The sequence below is a fragment of the Steroidobacter sp. genome, assembly GCF_036402275.1.
GTDB lineage: Bacteria > Pseudomonadota > Gammaproteobacteria > Steroidobacterales > Steroidobacteraceae > Steroidobacter.
On sequence record NZ_DASWTF010000028.1, the window covers coordinates 114,583 to 137,807 of the forward strand.

Annotated in this window: 20 protein-coding genes; 13 read left to right on the plus strand and 7 right to left on the minus strand. The window is 62.3% G+C overall.

Annotated elements, in window-relative coordinates; genetic code table 11:
* Positions 1–11: 11 nt before the first annotated feature.
* Positions 12–1,049, minus strand: coding sequence for a proline racemase family protein (locus VGD45_RS13255; RefSeq protein WP_331155790.1), 1,038 nt, complete (start codon positions 1,047–1,049; stop codon positions 12–14).
* A gap of 123 nt (positions 1,050–1,172) precedes the next feature.
* Here VGD45_RS13255 and VGD45_RS13260 point away from each other — a divergent pair, with 123 nt between their 5' ends.
* A complete protein-coding gene (locus tag VGD45_RS13260) occupies positions 1,173–2,726 on the plus strand; it encodes a S10 family serine carboxypeptidase-like protein (RefSeq protein WP_331155791.1) in 1,554 nt (517 codons plus the stop codon).
* Here the strand turns inward: VGD45_RS13260 and corA are convergent.
* On the minus strand, positions 2,696–3,661 hold the full coding sequence (gene corA, locus VGD45_RS13265) for a magnesium/cobalt transporter CorA (RefSeq protein ID WP_331155792.1): 966 nt from the start codon (positions 3,659–3,661) through the stop codon (positions 2,696–2,698). The two genes, VGD45_RS13260 and corA, sit on opposite strands and share 31 nt — an antisense overlap.
* Before the next feature lie 151 nt (positions 3,662–3,812).
* Here corA and VGD45_RS13270 point away from each other — a divergent pair, with 151 nt between their 5' ends.
* From VGD45_RS13270 to VGD45_RS13315, 10 genes are all read left to right on the plus strand, one after another.
* The gene (locus VGD45_RS13270) at positions 3,813–4,181 is read left to right on the plus strand and encodes a TorF family putative porin (RefSeq protein ID WP_331155793.1); all 369 of its coding nucleotides are present in this window, start codon (positions 3,813–3,815) and stop codon (positions 4,179–4,181) included.
* 83 nt (positions 4,182–4,264) lie between these two features.
* Positions 4,265–4,462: a hypothetical protein gene (locus VGD45_RS13275; RefSeq protein ID WP_331155794.1), complete on the plus strand. Its 198-nt coding sequence runs from the start codon at positions 4,265–4,267 to the stop codon at positions 4,460–4,462.
* A gap of 5 nt (positions 4,463–4,467) precedes the next feature.
* Entirely contained in the window at positions 4,468–4,551 is an 84-nt protein-coding gene (gene kdpF, locus VGD45_RS13280) for a K(+)-transporting ATPase subunit F (protein ID WP_331155817.1), read from the plus strand.
* Positions 4,548–6,356, plus strand: a complete 1,809-nt coding sequence (gene kdpA / locus VGD45_RS13285; protein ID WP_331155795.1) for a potassium-transporting ATPase subunit KdpA — start codon at positions 4,548–4,550, stop codon at positions 6,354–6,356. The genes kdpF and kdpA overlap by 4 nt, the downstream gene beginning before the upstream one ends.
* A 5-nt stretch (positions 6,357–6,361) precedes the next feature.
* Positions 6,362–8,506, plus strand: coding sequence for a potassium-transporting ATPase subunit KdpB (gene kdpB, locus VGD45_RS13290; protein WP_331155796.1), 2,145 nt, complete (start codon positions 6,362–6,364; stop codon positions 8,504–8,506).
* A gap of 11 nt (positions 8,507–8,517) precedes the next feature.
* Positions 8,518–9,093, plus strand: coding sequence for a potassium-transporting ATPase subunit KdpC (kdpC, locus tag VGD45_RS13295; RefSeq protein WP_331155797.1), 576 nt, complete (start codon positions 8,518–8,520; stop codon positions 9,091–9,093).
* A gap of 11 nt (positions 9,094–9,104) precedes the next feature.
* Complete coding sequence (locus tag VGD45_RS13300; RefSeq protein ID WP_331155798.1) at positions 9,105–11,798, plus strand: sensor histidine kinase KdpD; 2,694 nt, start codon at positions 9,105–9,107, stop codon at positions 11,796–11,798.
* Positions 11,795–12,496: a response regulator gene (locus tag VGD45_RS13305; protein WP_331155799.1), complete on the plus strand. Its 702-nt coding sequence runs from the start codon at positions 11,795–11,797 to the stop codon at positions 12,494–12,496. The genes VGD45_RS13300 and VGD45_RS13305 overlap by 4 nt, the downstream gene beginning before the upstream one ends.
* Before the next feature lie 62 nt (positions 12,497–12,558).
* Positions 12,559–12,993 carry a hypothetical protein gene (locus tag VGD45_RS13310; protein WP_331155800.1) on the plus strand — a complete coding sequence of 145 codons (435 nt, stop codon included), beginning with the start codon at positions 12,559–12,561 and terminating at the stop codon, positions 12,991–12,993.
* Positions 12,994–13,056: 63 nt separating this feature from the next.
* Positions 13,057–13,689 carry a DUF1326 domain-containing protein gene (locus VGD45_RS13315; RefSeq protein WP_331155801.1) on the plus strand — a complete coding sequence of 211 codons (633 nt, stop codon included), beginning with the start codon at positions 13,057–13,059 and terminating at the stop codon, positions 13,687–13,689.
* Positions 13,690–13,740: 51 nt separating this feature from the next.
* On the opposite strand, the gene VGD45_RS13320 is transcribed toward VGD45_RS13315, so the two are convergent.
* The 3 genes from VGD45_RS13320 to VGD45_RS13330 form a co-directional block, all read right to left on the minus strand.
* Positions 13,741–15,156 (minus strand): glycoside hydrolase family 88 protein, encoded by a 1,416-nt coding sequence (locus VGD45_RS13320; protein ID WP_331155802.1) that lies wholly within the window; start codon positions 15,154–15,156, stop codon positions 13,741–13,743.
* Between the two features lie 179 nt (positions 15,157–15,335).
* The gene (locus VGD45_RS13325; RefSeq protein WP_331155803.1) at positions 15,336–15,722 is read right to left on the minus strand and encodes a c-type cytochrome; all 387 of its coding nucleotides are present in this window, start codon (positions 15,720–15,722) and stop codon (positions 15,336–15,338) included.
* 131 nt (positions 15,723–15,853) lie between these two features.
* Positions 15,854–17,656, minus strand: coding sequence for a glycosyl hydrolase family 18 protein (locus VGD45_RS13330; RefSeq protein ID WP_331155804.1), 1,803 nt, complete (start codon positions 17,654–17,656; stop codon positions 15,854–15,856).
* Between the two features lie 346 nt (positions 17,657–18,002).
* Here VGD45_RS13330 and VGD45_RS13335 point away from each other — a divergent pair, with 346 nt between their 5' ends.
* Positions 18,003–18,263, plus strand: a complete 261-nt coding sequence (locus VGD45_RS13335; RefSeq protein ID WP_331155805.1) for a SnoaL-like domain-containing protein — start codon at positions 18,003–18,005, stop codon at positions 18,261–18,263.
* A gap of 111 nt (positions 18,264–18,374) precedes the next feature.
* Here VGD45_RS13335 and VGD45_RS13340 read toward each other — a convergent pair whose 3' ends face one another.
* The gene (locus tag VGD45_RS13340) at positions 18,375–21,269 is read right to left on the minus strand and encodes a di-heme oxidoredictase family protein (protein WP_331155806.1); all 2,895 of its coding nucleotides are present in this window, start codon (positions 21,267–21,269) and stop codon (positions 18,375–18,377) included.
* 294 nt (positions 21,270–21,563) lie between these two features.
* On the opposite strand from VGD45_RS13340, the gene VGD45_RS13345 reads away from it, so the two are divergent.
* On the plus strand, positions 21,564–22,322 hold the full coding sequence (locus VGD45_RS13345; RefSeq protein ID WP_331155807.1) for an SDR family oxidoreductase: 759 nt from the start codon (positions 21,564–21,566) through the stop codon (positions 22,320–22,322).
* Positions 22,323–22,361: 39 nt separating this feature from the next.
* On the opposite strand, the gene VGD45_RS13350 is transcribed toward VGD45_RS13345, so the two are convergent.
* Positions 22,362–23,135, minus strand: a complete 774-nt coding sequence (locus tag VGD45_RS13350) for an alpha/beta hydrolase (protein WP_331155808.1) — start codon at positions 23,133–23,135, stop codon at positions 22,362–22,364.
* Between the last annotated feature and the right edge of the window lie 90 nt (positions 23,136–23,225).

Here is a 23,225-nt window from a genome sequence, read left to right on the forward strand (position 1 = left end):
CCTCGTTCCGGTCAGCGGAAGTTGAAGCCGTCTCCCAACGGATCGTCCGGGTCGAGATACAGCTCGTTGCGGCCGGTGATATGCGCCGTGCCGCTCACCTCTGGAATGATAGCTGCGTGCGGGCCGAACTGTGTGGCTTCGACTGCGCGCACCGTCATCGTGCTGCCGAGAATGCTTTCGATGGTGATGGGAGTATCGAGCGACAGTTCGCCCCTGGCGTGATGCAAGGCCGCCCGCGCGCTGACGCCGGAACCCGTGGGAGATCGATCGACTTCGCCGTCCGCGAAAATACAAACGTTGCGACTGTGATGTCCCGCTTGCAGTGCAGGCCCAGTGAAAATCGTGCCGTACAGGAAGCTGAGATCGGCTTCGAACGGATGCTCGATGGACGTGGCTGCCATGATTGCGTGCTTGATGCGTCGGCCGTAATCGATGAGACGATTGAATTCGCGCGGCTCCAACGCGAGGCCGAGTGGCTGCGCCTCAACGATCGCATAGAACGCGCCGCCGTACGCGATATCGAAGCGCACGTTGCCGAGACCGGCGATATCGATTTGCTGATCGCGCAGATAGGCAAAGGAGGGGACGTTCCGAAACGACACTCGTTCGACGCGCTCGCCTGACATCGTCGCTGTGCAGTGGATGCGCCCAGCGGGCACGTTGATGGTCAGGTCACGCCGGTCACCCGTGCGCTCGATCAGGCCGGTTTCGAACGCCAGCGTAGTGATGGCGATCATGGCGTGGCCGCACATGGTGCTGTAACCCTCGTTGTGGAGGAAGAACACGTCGAGGTCGGCGTCGAGCGAAGAAGTGATCACCGCGCCATACATGTCCGCATGCCCTCGCGGTTCCCACATGGTGGCCGTGCGGAGTCGGTCGTAGTGGTCGCGGAAATAGCGGCGTTTATCGAGCACCGTCTTGCCCGGCAAATCCGGCAAGCCCGAAGTGAACACGCGTAGCGGCTCGCCCCCCGTATGCATTTCCACCGTGGTGATCTTCCGAAAACGCGCCGGCGGTTGCCACCGCCACTGGTCGAATACGGTACTCATTGACTATCTCTGCCCGGAAACGCCGATTGGCGCTATCTTAAACGCATTAACAATTCAGGCATCGCTCCGATTGCCGCCCACAACGACAAGAAAATCCGGATCCGCGCCTGGAAAATAGCGAGTATGGCTACACGCACCGTCGTTTTTCTTTGCAGCGTCTGGTTGAGTCTGCAGTCCTCATTCGCGCACGCGGCTCAGGACGAGTCGCCGATCGTGACTCAGCAGCAGGCGCAGATCGGTGGCAAGCCGGTGAGCTATACGGCGGAGGTCGGGCGGGTGCCCATCCGTGATGTCGAGACCGGCGAGCCGCACGGCTTCATGTTCTATACGGCCTATCGGATGCCTTCGACCGGCAAGCCGAGGCCGGTGACGTTCGTGTGGAATGGCGGTCCAGGCGCCGCTTCGACACTGCTGCATTTTTCTGTCGTCGGGCCCAAGCTCGTCGAGAAAGGTCGGCTCACGGACAATCCCGACACGTGGCTCACTCATAGCGATCTCGTGCTCGTCGATCCCATCGGCACGGGGTTCAGCCGGCCTGCCAGGCCGGAATATGCTCAAGAGTTTTATGGCACGGTGGGCGATGTGACTTCGGTCACCGAGTTCATCCGAGCCTGGCGCATCCTGCATCGAGCCGAGCATGCGCCGTTGTTCCTGGCAGGCGAGAGCTGGGGCGCGCGGCGGGCAGCGAATGTTGGTTATGAGCTGCAGAACCGCGGCATCGAGGTGAGCGGTCTGGTGCTGATCTCGGGCGGATGGGGTTTGACGCAGGAATACGGCTCGCCCACGTTGCGCCAGGCGCTGAACGTGGTCGACATGGCTGCCACCGCTCTCTATCACGGCAAGACGGCGCCGGAGTTGGGCAAGGATCTGAGCGCTGTGCAACGCCGAGCGGAGAAGTGGGTGCGTGAGACCTATGCTCCCGCGCTTGCTCGCGTCGACAAGCTGACGCAGGCGGAGCGGGATGCCGTCATCCGCGAGCTCACTCGGTTTACTGGTCTGCCCGGCGCTCAGATCGATGCCAAGACGCTCGTCATTACGCCGCGCCAGTTTCGCATGGAGTTGCTGAAGGGCAGTGGCAAGGTGCCGTACATCTTCGATATGCGACGCATGAGCGGGGAGGCCGATGAGAGTTCGGCGGCCGACGATCGCGCGATGCTGGACTACCTGCGTGAGACGCTGGGCTATCGCACGGATGTTCCATACATTGGGTTGGAAGATATGAAGCAGGGATACGCGCCTTCCGGGAAATATCCTCGGTCGGTCGGCGAGCGGTGGAACTACGCAACCGTTCCTCTCACTCCCGAAGAAGTGCAGACGGAAATCGCAGCAGCCGCGAAACGCGGCGACGGCCCACCGCGCCTCGGTCCGCCGCTGCCCGGAACTGATGCGGTGCTGAAGCTCAATCCGCGCGTGAAAATTCTGGTAGCTGGCGGACTCTATGACTCGTTCCTGCCCTGCGCGGCCGGAGTCGAACAGTCGCGTCAGCTTCCAGTGTCGCTGCGCGAAGCCGCGATCTTCAAGTGCTACAGCGGCGGCCACGCCATGTACATGGATGCGGACGCGCGCGAAGCTTTCAGCCGCGATGTCGGCGCGCTCATTTCTTCAGTCGATCGAGTTCGGCAGACTCGCGTGAATCCCTCACGAGCTCACAGCCATTTCGCCTTGCGCAAGCGATAGAACAAGTAACTGTCCACCGCGGCCATCACTCCGACAGCGGCGGCGTAGCCGTAACGCCATCTTAGCTCCGGCATGTGATCGAAGTTCATGCCGTAGATACCGGCAATCAAGGTGGGTACGGCGATCAGCGCCGCGTAGGCGGCGAGCCGCTTCATGGTCTCGCTCTCGCGCAGGGTGATCATGGAAAGGTTGACGGAAATGGCCGTGGCGATCGTCTCGCGCACCGACTCGATCGTTTGACTCAGTCGTAGCAAGTGGTCGGAAACGTCCCGAAAGTACTCCTGCATGCCGGAGCAGACGACCGGCGAGCGAGCGCCGGTGATGTTGCTCAATGCTTCCTGTAACGGAGCGACCGCGTGACGACAGATCATCAGCTTTTGTTTCAGTGCGTACAGCGCTTCGATGTTGGCGCGAGGCGAAACATCCGCGAAGATCTGCTCCTCGATGCGTTCCAGCTCGCTTTCCACTTCGTGAAGCACCGGGAAGTAGCGGTCGACGACGGCGTCCAGAATGGCGTACAAAACATATCCCGGGCCGTGCTTGAGCAACTGCGGCTCGTTCTCGCTGCGGGCGCGGACGTCGGCGAAGCCCCGTTCGGCATGACTGCGCACCGAGAGGATGTAGTTGCGGCCCACGAACAGGTCGACCTCGCCGACGCGCAACTCGCCTTCGACGACCTCGATCATGTGCAGCACTGCGAACAGCGAGTCGCCGTACTCCTCGATCTTCGGCCGCTGATGGCCGTGACGCGCGTCTTCCACCGCGAGCGGATGCAGATCGAATTCGGCCTGCATGAGCTCGAGCGCGCGGCTGTCGGGTTCGAGCAGCGCCACCCAGACGAAACAGTCGGGCTTGACGATGTAGTTGTGGATCTCGTGCGGTTCGATGTCGGCGAGCTTTTCGCCGTTTCGATAAGCAGCGCAATTGATCAGCATCGGGACCTCTGAGTCGGGCCGGCGCGCATCGTACGCGCCGCGCACGCCGTTGCCTACCACGCAAATCTTCACAGGATTCGGTCTGCCCGCGCGGCTTCGGCACGAGCACCATGCTGTCCTCGATTGTTGGGCACATTTTGAGGAGCGGTTTGTGAGCAAGGGGCAGCAGCTGGCGGCTATGAGTTTGTTGACGCTGAGCGCCGCCGCGAATGCAGGCGTGAGTTCCACCTGGACGCTGGTTAGCGACTACGATTTCCGAGGAATTACCCAATCGGCGCAAGATCCGGCGGTGCAGGCCAGCCTCGACTATGCGTACGACAGCGGCTGGTACGGTATTCGAACGATTTCGGCGGCGACGCGACGGCGGGCGATACGCCCGCTTACTACCTCGACGCCAACGTCACGGCGCCATTGCCGGCGAACTTTTCGGCGCTCTGACGGCACGCCCGACGACGTGTTCAGCTCCGAGGCGCGAGCCGTACTGACCGTGGCCACTACCTTTCCATGGCGCGCCGATTGACGGCTGAAATCTTAACAGCTTGCTCACACCGCGCTGACTAAGCTTGCCAGCGTCGGTGTTTGCCGTTTGACCTGGAGACACCTATGGACAGAGCTATCGTCCTTTCCGTGCTGCTGCTCGTCGGCCTGACCTGGCTGCTTTACAAACTCACCGCGATGCTGGAGCCACGCGGCGAGAAGCCGCCGTCGGGTCCGCAGGACGTCGATACGGGCGGCGATTCCGCCCCGCCGAGTGTGGGCACGACCGGCCGCAAGCCCATTCACCAGAGGTTGCGCAAGTGAGCGTCATGAATTGGATCGGTCTGCTACTGGCCGTCGCGCTGGGCGTGTACCTGGTGGTGGCCTTGTTGTTTCCGGAGAAATTCGAATGAACATGCTGGGTTTGATGCAGATCGCGATCTTCGCGATCGTGCTCACGGCGCTGGTCAAGCCGTTGGGCAATTTCATGGCGAAGATCTATCAAGGCGAGCGCACCTGGCTCACGCCCGTTCTTGGGCCAGTGGAACGCGGCATCTACCGTCTCTGCGGGATCGACGCCAACGCCGAGTCGTCGTGGAAGCGCTATGCGGTCGCGGTGCTGTTGTTCAATCTCATCGGCTTTCTCGCCGTGTATGTGATTCAGCTCATGCAGGGAGCGCTGCCGCTGAACCCGCAAGGATTCGCTGGAGTGGAAGCCAAGTCGGCGTTCAACACCGCGGTCAGCTTTGCCAGCAACACCAACTGGCAGGGTTACGGCGGCGAATCGACGATGAGCTACTTCACGCAGATGCTCGCGCTGAACGTGCAGAACTTCGTTTCTGCGGCGTCCGGCATGGCGGTGCTAGTCGCACTCATTCGCGGTTTCGCGCGTCGCCAGGCGCAGCAGATCGGCAACTTTTACGTCGATATGACTCGCAGCACCCTGTATGTGCTGTTGCCGTTGTCGCTGATCCTGGCGCTCGTACTCGTGTCGCAAGGCGTAGTGCAAAACTTCTCCGCCTACCAGACCGTGGACCTGGTCGAGCCTGTCACGATCCAGACGGCGGTGAAAGATGCGTCGGGTCAGCCGGTGGTGGATGCGGCCGGCAATGCGGTGACTCAGGCAGAGCAGATCACGCAGCAAACCATTCCGCTGGGTCCCGCCGCAAGTCAGATCGCAATCAAACAACTGGGCACCAACGGCGGCGGCTTCTTCAATGTGAACTCCGCGCACCCGTTCGAGAATCCCACGCCGCTGTCGAACCTCCTCGAAGTGCTCGCCATCCTGCTGATCCCGGCGGCGCTGTGCTACACGTTCGGTCGCCTGGTGAATGACACCCGCCAGGGCTGGGCGGTGTACGCAGCCATGATGATCATCTTCCTGCCACTCACATTTGGTGTGTTCAGCGCCGAGCAGTCCGGTAATCCGCGCTTTGAAACATTGGGCGTGGATCAAGTGAGCTCGGCCTCGCACGCCGGCGGCAACATGGAAGGCAAGGAAGTGCGGTTTGGCATCGCCAACTCCGCGTTGTGGGCCGCCGCCACGACGGCGGCGTCGAACGGCTCCGTGAACTCGATGCATGACTCGTACATGCCGCTCGGTGGCTTAGTGCCGATGTGGCTCATGCAATTGGGCGAAGTCGTCTTCGGCGGCGCGGGCAGCGGCCTCTACGGCATGCTGATGTTCGCCATCGTCGCGGTGTTCATCGCCGGTTTGATGGTGGGGCGCACGCCGGAATATCTCGGCAAGAAGATCGAAGCGTACGAAGTGAAGATGGCATCGCTGGTGTTGCTGCTGCCTTGTATGGTCGTGCTCATCGGCACGGCGCTGGCAAGCTCGATTCCCGCTGGTACTGGCAGCGTCGCGAATCCGGGCGCGCACGGCTTCTCCGAGATTCTCTATGCGTTCGCCTCGGCTGGTAACAACAACGGTAGCGTGTTCGGCGGTCTCTCGGCGAACACGCCCTTCTACAACATCGCGCTCGGCGTGGCGATGTGGATCTCGCGCTTCTGGCTGATGATCCCGGTGCTCGCCATCGCCGGCAGTCTCGCGGCCAAGCGCAGCGTGGCAATTACTGCCGGCACGTTGCCGACGCACACCCCGCTGTTCATCGCGATGCTCATCGGCGTCGTCTTGATGGTTGGCGCATTGACATTCCTGCCCTCGCTGGCGCTCGGCCCCATCGTCGAGCACCTGCAGATGATTGGCAAAGGTTGAGCTTCATGGTTACGCAAGCAAACGTTGCTGAGAAAAAGCCTGATCAGGTCGCCCCCGCAGCGGCGGGTGGGGTCGGTGCAGTACCGCGTCCCGCGGTGAAGTATGTAACGGGGGCGATTCTCCGCTCGGCCATCATCGACTCGTTTCGGAAGCTCGATCCGCGAGTTCAGCTACGAAACCCCGTGATGTTCGTGGTCTTCGTTGGCAGCATCTTCACGACGGTCATCGGCATCGGCGCGGCCGTGGGCCAACTCGAAGGGTCCGGTCGTCCGGGATTCGTGCTGGCGATTGCGGCCTGGCTGTGGCTGACCGTGCTGTTTGCAAACTTCGCAGAAGCGCTGGCCGAAGGACGCGGCAAGGCTCAGGCCGCGACTTTGCGGTCGATGCGCCGGAACACCTACGCCAAGAAGATCACGGCGAACAATCGCACCGACTACAAGTCGGTCGAGGCGAGCACCTTGCGCCGTGGTGATCTGGTACTGGTGGAAACCGGAGATACCATTCCCGCCGACGGCGAGATCGTCGAAGGTGTCGCGTCGGTGAACGAAAGCGCCGTCACTGGCGAATCCGCGCCGGTGCTTCGCGAAGCAGGCGGCGATTTCTCATCAGTGACGGGTGGCACGCGCGTACTATCCGACTGGATCGTCGTGCGCGTCACTGCCCGAGAAGGCGAAGGCTTCCTGGATCGGATGATCGCCATGGTGGAAGGCGCGAAGCGCGGCAAAACACCCAACGAGATCGCGTTGTCGATCCTGCTCGCGATGCTCACGCTGGTGTTCCTCCTCGCCACCGGCACCCTCGCGCCGTTCTCGCAGTTTGCGGTGGACGCGGCGGGGCAGGGCTCGGTGGTGACACTCACCGTGCTGGTCGCGTTGCTGGTGTGTTTGATCCCGACGACCATCGGCGCGCTGTTGTCGGCAATCGGCATCGCGGGCATGGATCGCATGGTGCGCGCCAACGTCATTGCGACATCGGGCCGTGCAGTGGAAGCGGCAGGCGACGTCGATGTGCTGCTGTTGGACAAGACCGGTACGATCACGTTGGGCGATCGTCAGGCATCGGCGTTCGTGCCCGCGCCCGGCGTCACCGAGCAGGAGCTCGCCGACGTGGCGCAACTCGCTTCGCTTGCCGATGAGACGCCTGAAGGTCGCTCCATCGTGATTTTGGCAAAGCAGAAGTTCCAGCTGCGTGCGCGTGACCTGGCAACGGTTCAGCATACGTTCCACAAGTTCTCGGCGCAGTCGCGGATGAGCGGCGTCGATCTTGATGGACGCAACCTACGCAAAGGCGCAGCCGATGCGATCCGCAAGTTCGTCGAAGAGCAGGGCGGCGTGTGGCCGGGCAAATTGAGCGAGTCGGTGGATACGATTGCCCGTCGCGGCGCCACTCCAATCGTGGTGGCCGACGGCCGCCGCGTACTCGGCGTCATCGAGCTGCGTGACGTGGTGAAGGGCGGCATTCGCGAACGCTTCGCCGAACTTCGGCAGATGGGCATCAAGACCATCATGGTGACCGGCGACAATCGACTCACTGCCGCCGCGATTGCGGCCGAGGCGGGCGTCGACGACTTCCTTGCGGAAGCCACGCCGGAGAAAAAACTCGCGCTGATTCGTAGCAATCAGAGCGAAGGCCGGCTGGTTGCGATGTGCGGTGACGGCACCAACGACGCCCCGGCATTAGCGCAAGCCGACGTGGCCGTCGCGATGAACACCGGCACGCAGGCGGCGAAGGAGGCGGGCAACATGGTCGATCTCGACTCGAATCCGACCAAGCTGATCGAGATCGTCGACGTGGGCAAGCAGATGCTCGTGACCCGCGGCGCGCTGACTACGTTCTCCATCGCCAACGACGTGGCGAAGTACTTCGCCATCATTCCGGCGGCGTTCGCGGCGACCTATCCGGCGCTGAATGCGCTGAACATCATGCAGCTGGAGAGTCCTGAAAGCGCGATCCTGTCGGCGGTGATCTTCAACGCCATCGTCATCGTGTTCCTCGTGCCACTGGCTTTGCGCGGCGTGAAGACTCGCGCGGCGTCCGCGGCGCAGTTGTTGCAGCGGAATCTTTTGATCTACGGCGTCGGCGGTCTGATCGTGCCGTTCATCGGCATCAAGATCATCGATCTGTTACTCGTGGGCTTCGGCCTGGTTTGAGGCTTATAGAAATGAGCGAGCTTCGTCCTGCATTGGTGTCTTTCCTGTTACTCACCGTAGTCACCGGCGTGGCCTATCCGCTGGTCGTCACCGGCATCGGCCAGGCTGTGTTCTCCGAGGCGGCGAATGGCAGCCTGATTCGCGAGGGGAACAAATCGATCGGTTCGCGCCTCATCGGCCAGCCGTTCTCCGATCCTAAATATTTCTTCGGCCGACCCTCCGCGACCGCGCCGCAGCCGTACAATGGCGCGGCGTCGAGCGGTTCCAACCAAGGGCCGACCAATCCGGCGCTGGCCGCCGCGATCGGCGATCGAGTAGCGGCGCTTCGTGCCCTGGACCCCGAGAACAAAGCGCCAGTGCCGATCGATCTGGTGACCGCGTCGGCAAGCGGGCTCGATCCGCACATCTCTCCGGCTGCGGCGGAATATCAGATTGCGCGAGTGGCTCGGATGCGTAATCGTCCCGAAGCTGAGATCCGTGCTCTGGTCGAAGATGCAACGGAAGGTCGCACGCTCGGAATTCTCGGCGAGCCTCGCGTCAACGTGCTGCTGTTGAACCTGGCGCTGGACGGCAAGAAGGTGAGTTGAGGTGACGCATAGTGGTTGAGTCGCGGCCCGATCCCGATGAGTTGCTGGCTTCCGTGCAAGCGGCGGAGGCCAGGGCTCGCCGCGGCAAACTGAGGATATTTTTCGGCGGGGCGGCCGGCGTCGGCAAGACCTACTCGATGCTCGAAGCGGCGCGCAACACGCAGGCTTCGGGCGTCGACCTCGTCGTCGGTTACGTCGAGCCGCATGGACGCATCGAGACGGAGCGCCTGCTGGAAGGGCTCGAACAGTTGCCCACGCTTCCGGTGCGATATCGGGGCATCACGCGACGTGAGTTCGATCTCGACGCAGCCTTGCGTCGACGTCCCACCATCATGGTGGTCGACGAGCTGGCGCACTCCAACATCATCGAAGGTGATCCTCCACCGCGTCACGCGAAACGCTGGCAGGACATCGAGGAACTGCTGGATACTGGCATTGACGTATGGACTACGGTCAATGTCCAACATCTGGAAAGTCTCAACGACCTGGTGGCGCAGATCACCGGCGTGCGCCAGCGGGAAACCATCCCTGATCGAATATTCGACGAAGCCGACGAAATCGAGCTGATCGACCTGCCGCCGGACGACCTGCTGCAGCGTCTGAAAGCCGGCAAGATTTATATCGAGGAGCACGCGAGGACCGCGATCGATCGGTTCTTCCGCAAATCCAATCTGATCGCGCTTCGTGAGATGGCGTTGCGACGCATGGCCGATCGCGTCGATGCCTCGGCGCGTGCAGCGGCGGTCGTTGATCGTGCCTCGCGCGCCTGGATGGCGCGAGATCGAGTGCTCGTTGCCATCGGCCCCGATGAGCAGGCGGAGCAGGTCGTGCGCGCCGGTAAGCGGTTGGCCGATGCTCTCGATGCGCCATGGTCCGTTGTTTATGTGGAGACGCCGGAGCTGCTGAAGCTCTCTCAACAAGAGCGCAACCGGCGCATCGATCTGTTGAGGCTCGGAGAATCGCTGGGCGCCGAGACGGTGACGCTGGACGGGCCGACGGCCGCAAGCGCGTTGCTCGAATATGCAGGCACTCGCAACGCTACGAAGATCGTCGTCGGCGCGCCGAAGCGTAGCGGTTGGCGAGCTTGGCTCAGGCGATCGACGACCACCGAGCTTGCACGTCGAGCTCGCGGCTTCGACGTCATCACGGTCGGCGAGATGGAACAACGCGCCGACGCTCCCCGATCGGGGCGCCGCGAGGACATCGATAGCGCACGCCCCATCCATTGGGATCGCTATGGTTGGGCTTTGATCATCAACGCGGTCTGCACTCTGATCGCATTCGCGATGTATGAGTACTTCGAGCCCACCAACCTGGTCATGGTGTACCTGTTGGGCTCGACGATCGCGGGCATTCGATTCGGGCGCGGTCCCGCGGTGCTGTCCGCCGTCGTGAACGTGGCGGCGTTCGATTTTTGTTTCGTTCCGCCGCGGTTCGCATTCTCGGTGATGGATGCGCAGTATCTGGTGACCTTCACCGTGATGCTCATCGTGACGTTGGTGATCGCAAACTTGATGGCTAGCGTGCGGCAGCAGACTCGCGTTGCCGGCGCTCGCGAGCGACGCACGTTTCTGCTGTACGCGATGAGTCGCGAATTGGCGGCCACGCGAGGCACCGATGCAATGGCGCGAGTGGCCGTGCGCCACGTGGCGGAAGTGTTCCAGTGCAAAGCTGTCGTGCTGTTGCCGGACGGCGCGGGCAAGCTGCATCTGCCGGGCGAGCGGCCCGAGCCGGGCTCTTTCGTCGGGTCCGATTTGTCTATCGCGCAATGGGTCTTGGATCATGGACGTCGCGCGGGTCTCGGCTCCGATACTTTGCCGGCCGCGCCGGCCTTGTATCTTCCGTTGGGCAGTGAAGATCATCGCCTGGGTGTACTGGGCGTGTTGCCAACGAATCCGCGACGTGTGCTGTTGCCGGAGCAGCGTCACCTCCTGGAAACATTCGCTGGCCAGATCGGCCTCGCGGTCGAGCGCGCCAGGCTGGCGGAATCTGCTGAGGCCTCTCGCGTCGAGGCCGAGACGGAAAGTCTGCGCAATACGTTGCTGGCTTCGATCTCGCACGATCTGCGCACCCCGCTAGCAGTGATCGCCGGTGCTGCAAGCACGCTCGCCGAGCGCTCCGAAAGCCTCGAGCCTGCGGAGCGCGAGCGTCTCGCGCGTTCGGTCGAACGCAAGGCGCACGATATGACGGAGCTGGTCTCCAACGTGCTCGACCTGATGCACTTCGAGTCAGGTCGGCTCGCCCTGCATCGAGATTGGCAAACGCTCGATGACTTGATCGGCATGGCGTTGAGCCGCATGCAAGGACGCCTGGAGCCACGCAGTGTCGAGTTGCGGCTGCCTGACGATTTGCCGCCGGTGCACGTGGATGCAAACCTCATCGTGCAAGTGTTCGCGAATCTGCTCGACAACGTGGCCAAGTACACCGAGCCAGGTACGCACGTTGTCATCTCTGCGACCGCGAACGGCGACAGGGTCGAAGTCACATTCGACGACGACGGTCCGGGGCTTCCGTTGCGGAATCGTGCGAGGTTGTTCGATAAGTTCCAGCGTGGCACCGAGGAGGGGGCTACCATCGGCGCCGGGTTGGGCCTGTCGATCTGTCGCGCGATTCTGCGCGCGCACGGCGGTGAGATCAGTCCGGGCGAGCGGCCGGGCGGCGGCGCTCGATTCACATTCACCCTGCCCGTGAAAGAGGCCGCATGACCCAGGCGCAATACCGTGTGCTGATCGTGGAGGACGAACCGAGCATCCGCGACGTGCTTCGCACGCTGCTGCAAACGGCGAACTACCGCGTCGTCGAAGCCGACACGGCGGCGCGCGCCGAGATCGAGGCGCGAAGTCACAAACCAGATTTGCTGATCGTCGACCTCGGACTGCCCGACGGTGATGGTGAGGTGGTCATTCGTAACGTGCGGAAATGGTCGCCAGTGCCTATCCTCGTTTTGTCCGCGCGCACCATGGAGGAACAGAAGATCTCCGCGCTCGATGCCGGGGCGGACGACTATGTAACCAAGCCGTTTAGCGCACCCGAGTTACTGGCGCGTGCGCGCGCGGCGTTACGCCGGAATGCTCGGGGCAGCGAGCAGACCTCTGTGCTGAAGATCGGCGATCTCACTATCGATCTGGGACAGCGCACGGCAAGCACGCCGCGCGGCGAAATGCACTTCACGCCCCTGGAATTTCGGGTGTTGGAATGCCTCGCGCGCGAGACGGGCCGGATCGTTACGCAACGTCAGCTGGTGCGCGAGGTCTGGGGCCCGGACCGGGACGGCGACACGCGCAGCCTGCGCGTGTTCATCAAGAACATTCGACAGAAGATCGAGCCCGACCCGTCGCGACCTCGATATCTCATTACCGAGGCGGGTGTTGGCTATCGCCTGTCGGCGCCGGTAACCCTTTGATGAGGCGTGAATAAATCCGCCCTTATTCGGCCCCGGCCAGGCACGGACTATGATGCGCGCCCATGCGAGCCAAGTCAGCCAAGATCGCCGTCCCGAAGACCTGGAGCAACCGCTTCGCGGCGAAGCGCTATCCCAAGCGTGTGACGCTCGAAGCCGATTTTGCGGGAATTCCCGCCGGCTCCACTCTGTTCGTCGGCACGCCCAAGATTCTGCAGACCTACATTCGCAAGATTCCCAGTGGCGAGACACGAACCCTGCAACGTCTGCGTCGGGACATCGCCCGGGCCAATCGCTGCGCGGCAATGTGTCCCGTTTCAACCTCCATTTTTCTGCGCATTCTCGCGGAGGCCGCGTGGGACGACCTTCACGCCGGCAAGGACGTGCAGGAAATAACGCCGTTCTGGCGCGTCATCGAACCGGGCTCGGCGATCGCTAAGAAGTTACGGGCGACGGATGCATGGCTGCGCAAGCAGCGGCAGGCCGAAATTCGTGCCTGAGCTGGTCTGCCGCTCGATGAAGGAATAGAGTGGCGCTCGTACCCCTAGCGACAGGAGAGCGCCATGACATCCTGGGAAATCAAGGGACGCGAGCTCGTCAATTGCACTTGCGAGTACGGCTGTAATTGCCAGTTCAATGCGCTGCCGGACAAAGGGCATTGTCATGCGGTGGCCGGCATCCAGATCGACGAAGGCCACCACGGCGATACCCGCCTCGACGGCCTGCGAATCGCAGCCATTTTCAAATGGCCCGGCCCCATCCACGAAGGTAACGGTGAAGCCATCGCCTTCGTCGACGAGAACGCCAGCGCGCAACAGCGCGAGGCATTGTTGAAGATCATGACCGGGCAGGACACCGATCCCTTCGCGACCATGTTCGCGGTGTACGCCTCCACGGTCACCAAAATGAATGCTCCGGTGTTTACCGCGATCGAGCTCGAACTGGACATCGACGGCCGCAAGGGTCGCATCTTCGTCAAGGACTATATCGAGACTCGGGGCGAGCCCATCCGCAATAAGGTGACTGGCGCGGAATCGCGAGCGCAGATTGTGTTACCGGAAGGCTTCGAATACAGCGTGGCGGAGGTCGGCAGCGCATCGAGCAAGACCACAGGTCCGCTCGTCGTCGAGACGAAGAACACCTACGGTCAGTTCGCGCGCTTGCATCTCAACAATCACGGGGTCGTGCGGAACTGATCGCACGCTCGACGTTGCAGGCGCCCGTACCCGGGCGCCTGCTCAAAGCGCTCACTCAGGAATGGCCTTGCCGAACTGCAGGCCGCCGTTCATCGTCACATCGGGCTGTGAACGGAGCAGGGCGATCATCTCCGCGCCCGCCAGGAACATCGGTCCGTAGCCGTGCGCGGCCAGCACGTGTACCGGGCGATACATATAAAACATCGGATCCCAGCCCATGCCGGGGCCCACGCAGGTGCCTTCCACCTGACCCTTGGCGTTCACATTCGTCGCGACGGCGTTCCAGCCGAGCGACACTGCCGGGCCGAAAGCTCGCGCATCGAGCCAGCCGCGGTTGATTCCGCGCGCGATTGCATAGACGAACATGGCGCTCGCCGATGTCTCTTGATACGACTCACGGCGATCCAAAAGCTGGTGCCACAAGCCCGTGTGACCTTGCGTCGCGGTGAGACCGGCGGCATGGGCTCGATAGAGCTCCAGAATCTTCGCGCGCTGTGGATGACTCTCGGGCAATACTTCCAGCAGCTCAACCATGGCCAAGATGGCCCAGCCATTGGCGCGCGCCCATGGGAACACCGGATGGTGTTGCATGTCTTGAACCCATCCGTGCATGAACAGGCTGCGCTCCTTTAGGAACATGCGTTCGGCGAACTGCAGGATCTGTTTCGCGGCGTCGTCGAAGTAGCGGGTCTCGCCGGTCAGCTTGCCCGCCTGCGCGAGGCAGGGAACGCTCATATATAAGTCGTCGAGCCACAACGACGCGGGCAGCGGGCGATTGCGGGCCAGGGTGCCGTCGGCGAGTCGCATCTGCTTGGTGGAAACATACTGCACGTAGTTATCGATCCACGGCCGCAGATTGTTGCCCAGGCCGGCGCGATGCGCCTTGATCATGGCGGCGCACATGGAGCCAGAATCGTCCAGTGAGCGCGGCTTTAAGATGGACCGCAGGCTCGTGCCGTGGGCGACGGTGGGGACCGAGCCATCGGCGGCGAGATGTTTCTTCGCATGCGTGGCGACGGCTTCAATTCCGGCGAGCCTGTCATGCGTGTATTTTCGGTAGCGAGTATCGCCGGTGATCTCGGCCGCGAGCAGCATGCCCGAGTAAGTGACGCCCCACTCATAGGTGAGAATCAGCAGATCCGTGCGATCGAACGCCACGAGCGCCGGGAGTTTCTTCAAGTCGCTCGCCACAGCGCCGGTATTGCCATCCACCACGCGCAGCGGGCTGGCTTGTTCGAGATACGAGTGAATACGTTCGAGCGTGACTTGAATGCTCTGAGCGGACGCGGGTTCGTACGCAGTGGGATAGTCCGGTTTCAATCGCCCGGAGTACACGCCGGGATCGGCTTGGGGCGAGGTGTGAATTTGAGTGGGCGTCGACTGAGCTATCGCCGGATTTACCGCGCCGAAAATTATCAGCACGCAAACAGAGCTGGCCATCGCGAAAGCACGGGCCCAATGTTCCATGGAAATCGTTCCCCTGATGTTTCAGCCGTCGGTGCTGGAGGTTGCAAATACGATCATTTCCTTGCATGTTCCGTCAAGCGCGGAGTAGAGTGCGAGCCTACGAAACAAGCGGCCCGGCGAAGGCTGCTTGCGTAGGCGTGCGTGTATGGAAACGAATGCGTCGAAACGAGCTGCGCCGCTCAGGGACTCGAACCCTGCGACTTGAGGTAATCGACGATTTCCTTGCGCAGCCCCTGATCGCCGATGCCCTTGTAGGGTTTCATGTTGTTGTTCGCGATCACTTGATCCGGATTCTCGATGAACTTGTCGAGCGTCGCCTCGTCCCACGTCAATCCGGAGCTCTTCAAGCCCTGCGAGTAAGCAGCATAGTTCGACGAACCGGCCTTGGCGCCAAAGATGTTGTGCAGCGACGGGCCCACCCGATGATCGCCTTCCTTCACCGAATGACAGGTGCGGCAATGATTATTGAATGCCGCCGGAGCCGGCTCAGCAGCAGAGGTTGGCGTTCCAACCCAAGCCGTCAACATCACACCTGCCACTCCGGTCACAACATCACGCGTAATCATAATGACTCCACGGGATAAGGTCAGCACCGCTGTTTACAAAAAACGCGGTGTCTGCGGTGTTGTTCCGGGCGAAAAAAAAGCGGCGCCAGGGATGATTCCCCGACGCCGCGTTTGTGCCTGCTATCGTGCGATTACTGGCGGACCTTGGCGGTCTCTTTCACCAACGTGGCGTTGGCGTCATCGCCGTCCAGGGACCAGGAGAACAAACCTCCCAATCCCAGGCTGTTGACGTAGGCGGCCTTGGTCGCGATCACCACCGGATCGTCGAAGCTCCAGAACTCCGTGCCGTTGTAGGTCCAGAGTTGTTTGGTTACCGGGTGATAGAACTTCGGCGCGTTGCGTGGTGCGAGCACTTTGTAGTCTTCGATGCCCGCTTCATACGTGCCGAACGCCGGACCGGTCGCGCGCTGATACAAACCATTGGTGCCGCCGTTAGCGACGCCAGTCCAGCCGCGTCCGTAGAAGGGGATGCCGATGACGAGCTTCTGCGCAGGCACTCCTGCCGCGAGCAGCTTGTTCACGGCCGTCTCGGTTGCATACGTCCTGGCGACGCCCGTCGCCGGATTGTTTGGATCCATGTGCAGGTTCGACTGGAAGTTCGTCGGGCCCTGCGGCTCGAATCCGCCGTGATAGTCGTAGCTCATCAGGTTGATCCAATCGAGCGACTGCGAGTACTGAGCAGGCTCGGTGTTGTCGATCTTGTCAGCGCCCGCACCGATGGCGACTGTGAGGTAGTACTGGCGACCGGTCTGCGACGTGAGCTCGTTCAACTGACGACGGAACTCGGCCAACAGCAACGTGAAATTGCGTTTGTCGTCAGGGCTGACCGTGTTGTACGGCTGACCGCCGCCGCCCGGAAATTCCCAATCGATGTCGATGCCGTCGAACACGCCGGCCGCTGCGGCCGGACCGCCCGCGCCGTCCGCCACCGGCAGATTACCCTTGAGATAGATGTCGATGCACGAGGACACCATCGTCTGGCGATCCGCGGCCGTCAGCGAGAAACGGCTGAAGTTCTTCGACCAGGTCCAGCCGCCCAGGGAAATGAACAACTTGATCTGCGGGTGACGCGCCTTGAGCTTCTTCAGCTGATTGAAGTTGCCCTTCAGCGGCTGATCCCACGTATCGCCCACGCCGTCCACCGAGGAGGCGGCGTCGTACGACTTCTGGTAGTCCGCGTAAGCATCGCCACCGTCGCCGTTGCCGCTCTCGGCGCGGTTGATGAGGCCGCAGCGACCATTGTCATAAACGTTGCCGAAGGCATAGTTGATGAACGTCAGATTCGCGGCCGCGCCGCTGCGGTCGATGTTTCTCACATGGTAGTTGCGACCGTAGACGCCCCACTGCGTGAAGTACGCGCCGACCTGTTTACCGCCGCCACCACCGCCGCCGGTGTTCGTCACCGTGATCGTGACATCGTCGCTGCCGGTTGCGCCTTGGTTGTCCGTCACTGTGAGACGGAACGTCAGCGCCGTGCTCGCCGAAACTTGCGGCGCTGTGAAGCTTGCGGTCGCGGTGTTTGCTCCGCTCAGCGTCACTGCCGGTCCGGCGGTCTGCGTCCACTGATAAGTGGCGATCGTTCCATCCGCGTCCGTGCCGGAACCGGGCAAGCTTGTCGCGGTTCCTTCGACGATCGAACGATCCGCTCCTGCGTTCGCCGTCGGCGATTGATTCGCTCCGCCGCCGCTGCAATCGTGCAGCTTGCGCCACACGCCCCACTCACCGGACTGAGTCGGTATTTCGTTCTGCGTCCACCATTTCGCTTCGTACGCCGCGGTTTGATAGGTCACGCGATTGCCGCCGACGTAAACAGCGGTGCTGCTCCAGGCGGGATACGGACAAGGCTGTGTCTGAGCCAGGCTGGCCGACGAATACAGCAGCCATACGAACACTGCCACGATGCCCAACGGGACACGTGCAATTGATGCTGTCACTGGGAATTCCTCCTTAAATAAAGTGCTGGTCTGGCGAACGGGCCGGCGCGGCCGGAGACGCCATCGAGATCCCGGAAGAAGGGGTGCAATGACCGGCGCTCTCACGTCGCCTGGTTGCCGGTGGGAACACCGGCTGCACGAAAAAACGAGGAGAGGGGCTTCCTTGGCGAACAAACCGTTCCATGTCGATTCCTACCCGGCGGTCCATTGCCGTTACCGAGTGGCTAGGACCACGCTAGGGCCAATATAGTACCAATACGCAGTGATTGCCAAGTGGTTCTATAGTGGTTCTATATCTCGCGGGGTTACAGCGACTTGTCGGTGAGGTGGCGGGGCTGGACGGCAGGTGTCATGGACTGGGCCGTTGGGCTCCGTCGAAGGTCTCGAGGCGATCAAGGAGAAAGGGCGGCAGTTCAACGCTTCCTTGACCGAGGTGCATGCGATCGAGGTCAGCGAACCCTTGATCGCGGAGCCGTTCTTCAGCCTCGTGATGGGGTTCGATGCCACGTTCAAGGAAGGTGGGCGTCGGGCGCTTCGTGAGATCTGTGTGTACGAGGTTGCGAACGATAAGATCGTGCGCGAGCAGTTCTTTTATTCGATGGGATGAACTGCATTGGAAGAGGGCCAGCGTTGCCGCTGGCCCTCAGGCGCGAGGTCACTTCACATTGAAGCGATCCGCCATCATCACTTTGTGGCGCGCTTCCGAGTTAGCCGAAGATCACAGCGAACCCAAGAAGGTCAGCAGAGCTGTGCGATCTTGTGTGTTCAGCTGCTCGAACAGCTGCCTGCTCGTCGTCGCCTCGCCACCGTGCCAGAGGATCGCCTCTGTCAACGTGCGCGCGCGGCTGTCGTGCAAGTAGCCGACTTTGACGCCAGTGCCGGCCACCTTTTCGGTGTAGCCGATGCCCCACAGCGCCGAGGTGCGCCACATGCTGCCCGTGGCCTGGCCTTCGACCAGATTGTCGGCCAGATCGGGGCCCATGTCGTGCAACAGCAGGTCGGTGTACGGCCTGATGGTTTGATTGCGGGTTTCGGCCAGCTCGGTCCCCGTGCCGGTTCTCATTTCCTTCACATGGCAAGCCGCGCACTTGGTGGCTTCGAAGACCTGCGCGCCGGCGGCGATCTGCGCCGGGTTGGCGTCAAGATACGACAGCGGCGCCACGCCTTTCGGGAAGCCGCTGACCACGCTGCGCTGTGCAGGCACGCCCAGCAGCCCGACGTAACGAGTCATCAGCTTGAGGACGTCTTCGGAGATGCCGGGTTCCACCTTGCTGGTGTTGCACTTGGCGGGTCCGAACAAACAATCGCGGTTGGGATAGATCGGCGAGGTCACCGACATATCCTGCAGGGCTGCGATTGCGACCTGATGACGCAAGCTGGCCTTCGACGCTTTCCATCCGAAACGGCCGAGACGCACGGCGTTCGTTTCCGGATCGAACACGTAGTTCGCCGTGCCTTTCACGCCGTCGGCGTCGGGAGCGACGCGAGCACGCGCGAGGATGGTGGCATCGGGGATCGCTTCGAGCAGGCCCATGCCGATGACAGGCTGCGCGCTACGAAGCGAATAGACGCTCGGTGTAGGACCGTCGAAGGACAGCTTCGGCTTGCGGAGCTCGACAACCGTGCCATCCGGCAGCGTTACATTCCTGGACTCGAAGCTCGCCACTCGAACCGCGGTGCCCCAGTCAGTGCGGACGCCGTTGGTGGAGGGTTGCGAGTTCATCTGCGCGGCCGAGCCATACACCGAGTGCGGCAGCTGGCGGCCGTTGCCATCGGTCTCGGCGGTGCGCACGACCATCGTATCCAGTTTCTGGTTGACGACGGTCGGAGCCAATCCGCGGCCGTTGTTGATGTGACAGCCGAAGCAGGTCGACTGGTTATAGAACATTCCTTGCAGACCCACGGCCTCCGTGTTCCGGTCGTTGCCGGTCTCGTTGTGGTCGCCGGTGCGCATGTTGGTGTGGAACCAGCGGCGACCTTCGACGAAGCGCTGCATGTTCTGCATGCCCACGTTGTTGAACGGCTGCTGGAAGATGAAGGTCGAGTTATCGGCATAGTCATAGGACACCGAGCCGAGACCGCCTTGCAGCGTCTCTTCCGGCAACGGCGCGTTCATGAGTCGCGGCTGCACGCCGTACCACGGGCGCAGGCCCGTGCCCACCACGTAGGTCCACTCGTTGGTGTAGTAGCGTAGACCGCCCGTGTCGTTCACGGCGGCCATCGCCTCGCGAGTCGAGAAGAACGACGTCGACACTTCGACGACATCGCCCACCTTCAGCGCACGAGCGGGCACGGTTCTGCCGTTGGGAACGAGCACGCCGTTAGCGTTGGGGCTGAGCTCGGCATGGCCGGGATAGTTGTCGACCGTCACGCTGCAACCGTCGTTGAGGCCGCTGGCGTTGGCCAGCTGGCCTTCCGGCGGTTTGGGTACGACCGCGCAGCTTGCGAGATCGGTTCCATACAACGAAGGATCGGCCAGCCGACCCGGGGCCATCCAACCGAAACCCGTCACGCCGGGCCGGTCGAACGCACGGAAGAACGAGTGACCGCCCGCCTTCTGCGCCTGCTGGAAATATTGATTCACGCGCAGGGTCGGCTTGGTCACGCCGGCCACACGGCTGTTGTCGATGATCTCGAAACCCCACGTGCGGTTCTTGAAATAGTTCGCGACGAAGTTGAGGTGAGCGCCCGGTCCCTTGTCGACGGGATTGCCCGCGGCATCGACCGTTTCGTTCGGGCCTTCGCCGATTTCGTTCCAGTCTTCGCCACGCTCACGCGCATGGCGGGAGCGGCCGATCACGCCGAAGCGTGTGACCAGCGTGCCATCGGGCAGCGTGAACTGAATGCCTTCGAGAGGCGGCTTCTCCGCTGGTGGCGGTGCGAGTTGGTCGCCGTTGGCGGGGAAGGGCGTGACCGAGGCCGTCACTCGCGAGCCGAGCGTGTTATCGCTGCCGGGAGATTTGAACTCCACTTCGAACAACGAATAGCCGTATTGGGTCGCGCGCTTCACGCCGTTGATGCGCACATAGCGGACGTTGGAGGTCAGGTTCATGAACTCCTCCATACCGCCCTTGCCGCTCGCGACGTAACGCAGCTGGTACCACGTCTGGCCGTCGTCGGAGACCAGCACCGAATACTCCTTGCCGTATGCGTTTTCCCAGGTCAGCTTCATGGAGCCGAGCTGAGTCTTGGCGCCGAAGTCGAACTGAATCCACGACTCGTCCACCTGGGCGCTTTCCCAGCGTGAGGTCGCAACGCCGTCGATGGCCTTGGCCGCGGTGTTGCCACCCTGGTCCGAAGAGGAAGTCGCGGCGACCGGTTTCACCACTGCGCCCGGATTACTCACGTCGACGCCCGAAGGCAGTTGCATGGTGGGCGGCGGTGGCGGCATTGTCGGCGCGCTGCCGCTCGGCATGTCCGGAATCGTAGGCACGGGCGGCGCTTCGAGATCCGGCTCGGGCATGGGCTGCTGAGTCGGAGGTGGCTCGGTGGTCGGCGGCTGTTCAGTGGGCGGCTGGTTGGTAGGCGGTGGGTTCGTCGAGGTCGGTGGGGGCGAAGTGGGGTCCGATGACCCGCCACCCCCGCCACCGCAGGCAACCAAGAGCGTTGCCATCGCGATTCCGATGAGTGAGTTCCTATACACGAGATTTCCTTTCGATATGAGCTGTGCAGTACGACTGCCATTGCATCGTACGAGCAGGGCGCGCGTGTCTCGCGCGTCGCAGTCGTGCGACGTCACTCAGTGAAGACACCTTCACCGAGCACGCAAATACCGGTCGCTCGCGCTCGATTAACGTTGGATACAATGTCGAGGGTCGAGATCCCTCCGTGGTGGGATGGCTATCGCGCCTTCGCCGCCGCATGATTCGCGCTGAGCGTTCTGACTCCAGCCGTTGGAGATAGCGTTTTGCACATCGACCTGACCGGACAATCCGTTTTGGTGACGGGCGCGAGTCGCGGCATCGGCGCCGCCATCGCGCGCCAGCTTGCTGCGTCTGGCGCACGCGTTTGTATTCACTACGGGAGTCAGAAGGACGCCGCTGAAGCGCTCGCTGCGGAGATCGGCGGCGGCGCGTTCGCTGTCGGCGCCAACCTGGCGGAGCGAGACTCCTGCTCTGCGCTATGGGAGGAGGTGCAGCGTCGCTGCGGGACTGTGCACGCGTTGGTGAATAACGCCGGCGTCGCGTTGGAGTCGCCACTCGATCAGACCACTGAGCAGTGGCACGCGGCTTGGGAGACCACGATGGCGATCAATCTCACCGCCACGGGGCTGCTGTGTCGTTCCGCCATCGCGCATTTTCAGACGATCGGCGGCGGACGCATCATCAACATCGCATCACGCGCCGCCTTTCGCGGCGACACTCCAGACTATCTGGCCTACGCTGCCTCCAAAGCAGGCATGGTGGCCCTCACTCGCTCGATCGCGCGCGGCTTCGGTAAATCGGAAATCAAGGCGTTCGTGGTGGCGCCGGGCTTTACCCGAACCGATATGGCTCAGGCGTTCATCGATACGTACGGCGAGGAGTTCGCGTCGAGCGACATCGCGCTTCGCAAGTTGACCGAACCCGCGGACATCGCGCCCACCGTCGTCTTCCTGCTCAGCGGCCTGGCGGATCACGCCACCGGCACGTCGATCGACATCAACGCGGGGTCTTATGTGAGATGAGACCCCGCGCCGCGTGCAGTTACATGTTTCCGGAGCCGACTATTCGCCGGCAGTCGCGGCCTTCTCGATGAGCTGAGCGACCTCGCGCGGATGGGAAACCATCACGACATGTGAGGCGCCCTTCACGACGACGGTCTGCTTGGACTGAGCTCGCTCGGCCATGAACCCGAGCGCCTGCGGAGGAATGTTCTTGTCCTTGTCGCCGTAGACGAACCACGCGGGCGTCGTCTTCCAGGCCGGTTCGCCAGCCGGCTCGCTCAATGCGGCTTCGGTGATCGGGCGCTGCGTGGCGGCCATCAGCTGGGCGTCTTTCTTGGCGACATCGGCGGCGAACTGATCTGGAAATTTATCCTGCTGGATGTACAGATCCTTGCCGCCATCGGACAACGCGACCGGCGGCGCGAGCGTGGGGCCGAGCGTGCTGCCGGGGAACTTTCCAGACAGTGCCAACGCAGTCTCACCTACTTCAGGCGCGAACGCAGCGACATACACGAGCGATTTGACATTCTCGTGACCGTTGGCTGCCGCGCTGATGACGAGACCACCATACGAGTGACCGACGAGGACGATCGGCGCCTGGATGCTCTCGACGATGCTGGAGACGTACTGCGCGTCGCCTTGCACCGAACGGAGCGGATTCGCCGCGGCGACGACCGGATAGCCGTCGGACTCGAGAATCTTGATGACGCCGTTCCAGCTCGACGCGTCGGCGAAGGCGCCGTGCACGAGCACGATAGTCGGACGATCGGCGGCGTTGGCGATCGAGCCGACGAGGCAAGCGCTCAATGCGAGCGCGATAGCAGTTTTCTTCATGATGACTTCCTTGAGGGGAGGGAAGCGCGATCACACCAGGGGCTGGAACATCCGACGATTACACAATGGTATGAGTCGCGCTCTATACCT

What these genes read in the sequence shown, in the direction of transcription:
- VGD45_RS13310 (WP_331155800.1), top strand. Translation starts at nt 12,559, where the DNA reads ATGCGAGCCAAGTCAGCCAAGATCGCCGTCCCGAAGACCTGGAGCAAC.
- VGD45_RS13350 (WP_331155808.1), bottom strand. Translation starts at nt 23,135, where the DNA reads ATGAAGAAAACTGCTATCGCGCTCGCATTGAGCGCTTGCCTCGTCGGC.
- VGD45_RS13305 (WP_331155799.1), top strand. Translation starts at nt 11,795, where the DNA reads ATGACCCAGGCGCAATACCGTGTGCTGATCGTGGAGGACGAACCGAGC.
- kdpF (WP_331155817.1), top strand. Translation starts at nt 4,468, where the DNA reads ATGAATTGGATCGGTCTGCTACTGGCCGTCGCGCTGGGCGTGTACCTG.
- corA (WP_331155792.1), bottom strand. Translation starts at nt 3,661, where the DNA reads ATGCTGATCAATTGCGCTGCTTATCGAAACGGCGAAAAGCTCGCCGAC.
- VGD45_RS13315 (WP_331155801.1), top strand. Translation starts at nt 13,057, where the DNA reads ATGACATCCTGGGAAATCAAGGGACGCGAGCTCGTCAATTGCACTTGC.
- kdpB (WP_331155796.1), top strand. Translation starts at nt 6,362, where the DNA reads ATGGTTACGCAAGCAAACGTTGCTGAGAAAAAGCCTGATCAGGTCGCC.
- kdpA (WP_331155795.1), top strand. Translation starts at nt 4,548, where the DNA reads ATGAACATGCTGGGTTTGATGCAGATCGCGATCTTCGCGATCGTGCTC.
- VGD45_RS13320 (WP_331155802.1), bottom strand. Translation starts at nt 15,156, where the DNA reads ATGGAACATTGGGCCCGTGCTTTCGCGATGGCCAGCTCTGTTTGCGTG.
- VGD45_RS13325 (WP_331155803.1), bottom strand. Translation starts at nt 15,722, where the DNA reads ATGATTACGCGTGATGTTGTGACCGGAGTGGCAGGTGTGATGTTGACG.
- VGD45_RS13275 (WP_331155794.1), top strand. Translation starts at nt 4,265, where the DNA reads ATGGACAGAGCTATCGTCCTTTCCGTGCTGCTGCTCGTCGGCCTGACC.
- VGD45_RS13255 (WP_331155790.1), bottom strand. Translation starts at nt 1,049, where the DNA reads ATGAGTACCGTATTCGACCAGTGGCGGTGGCAACCGCCGGCGCGTTTT.
- kdpC (WP_331155797.1), top strand. Translation starts at nt 8,518, where the DNA reads ATGAGCGAGCTTCGTCCTGCATTGGTGTCTTTCCTGTTACTCACCGTA.
- VGD45_RS13260 (WP_331155791.1), top strand. Translation starts at nt 1,173, where the DNA reads ATGGCTACACGCACCGTCGTTTTTCTTTGCAGCGTCTGGTTGAGTCTG.
- VGD45_RS13340 (WP_331155806.1), bottom strand. Translation starts at nt 21,269, where the DNA reads ATGGCAACGCTCTTGGTTGCCTGCGGTGGCGGGGGTGGCGGGTCATCG.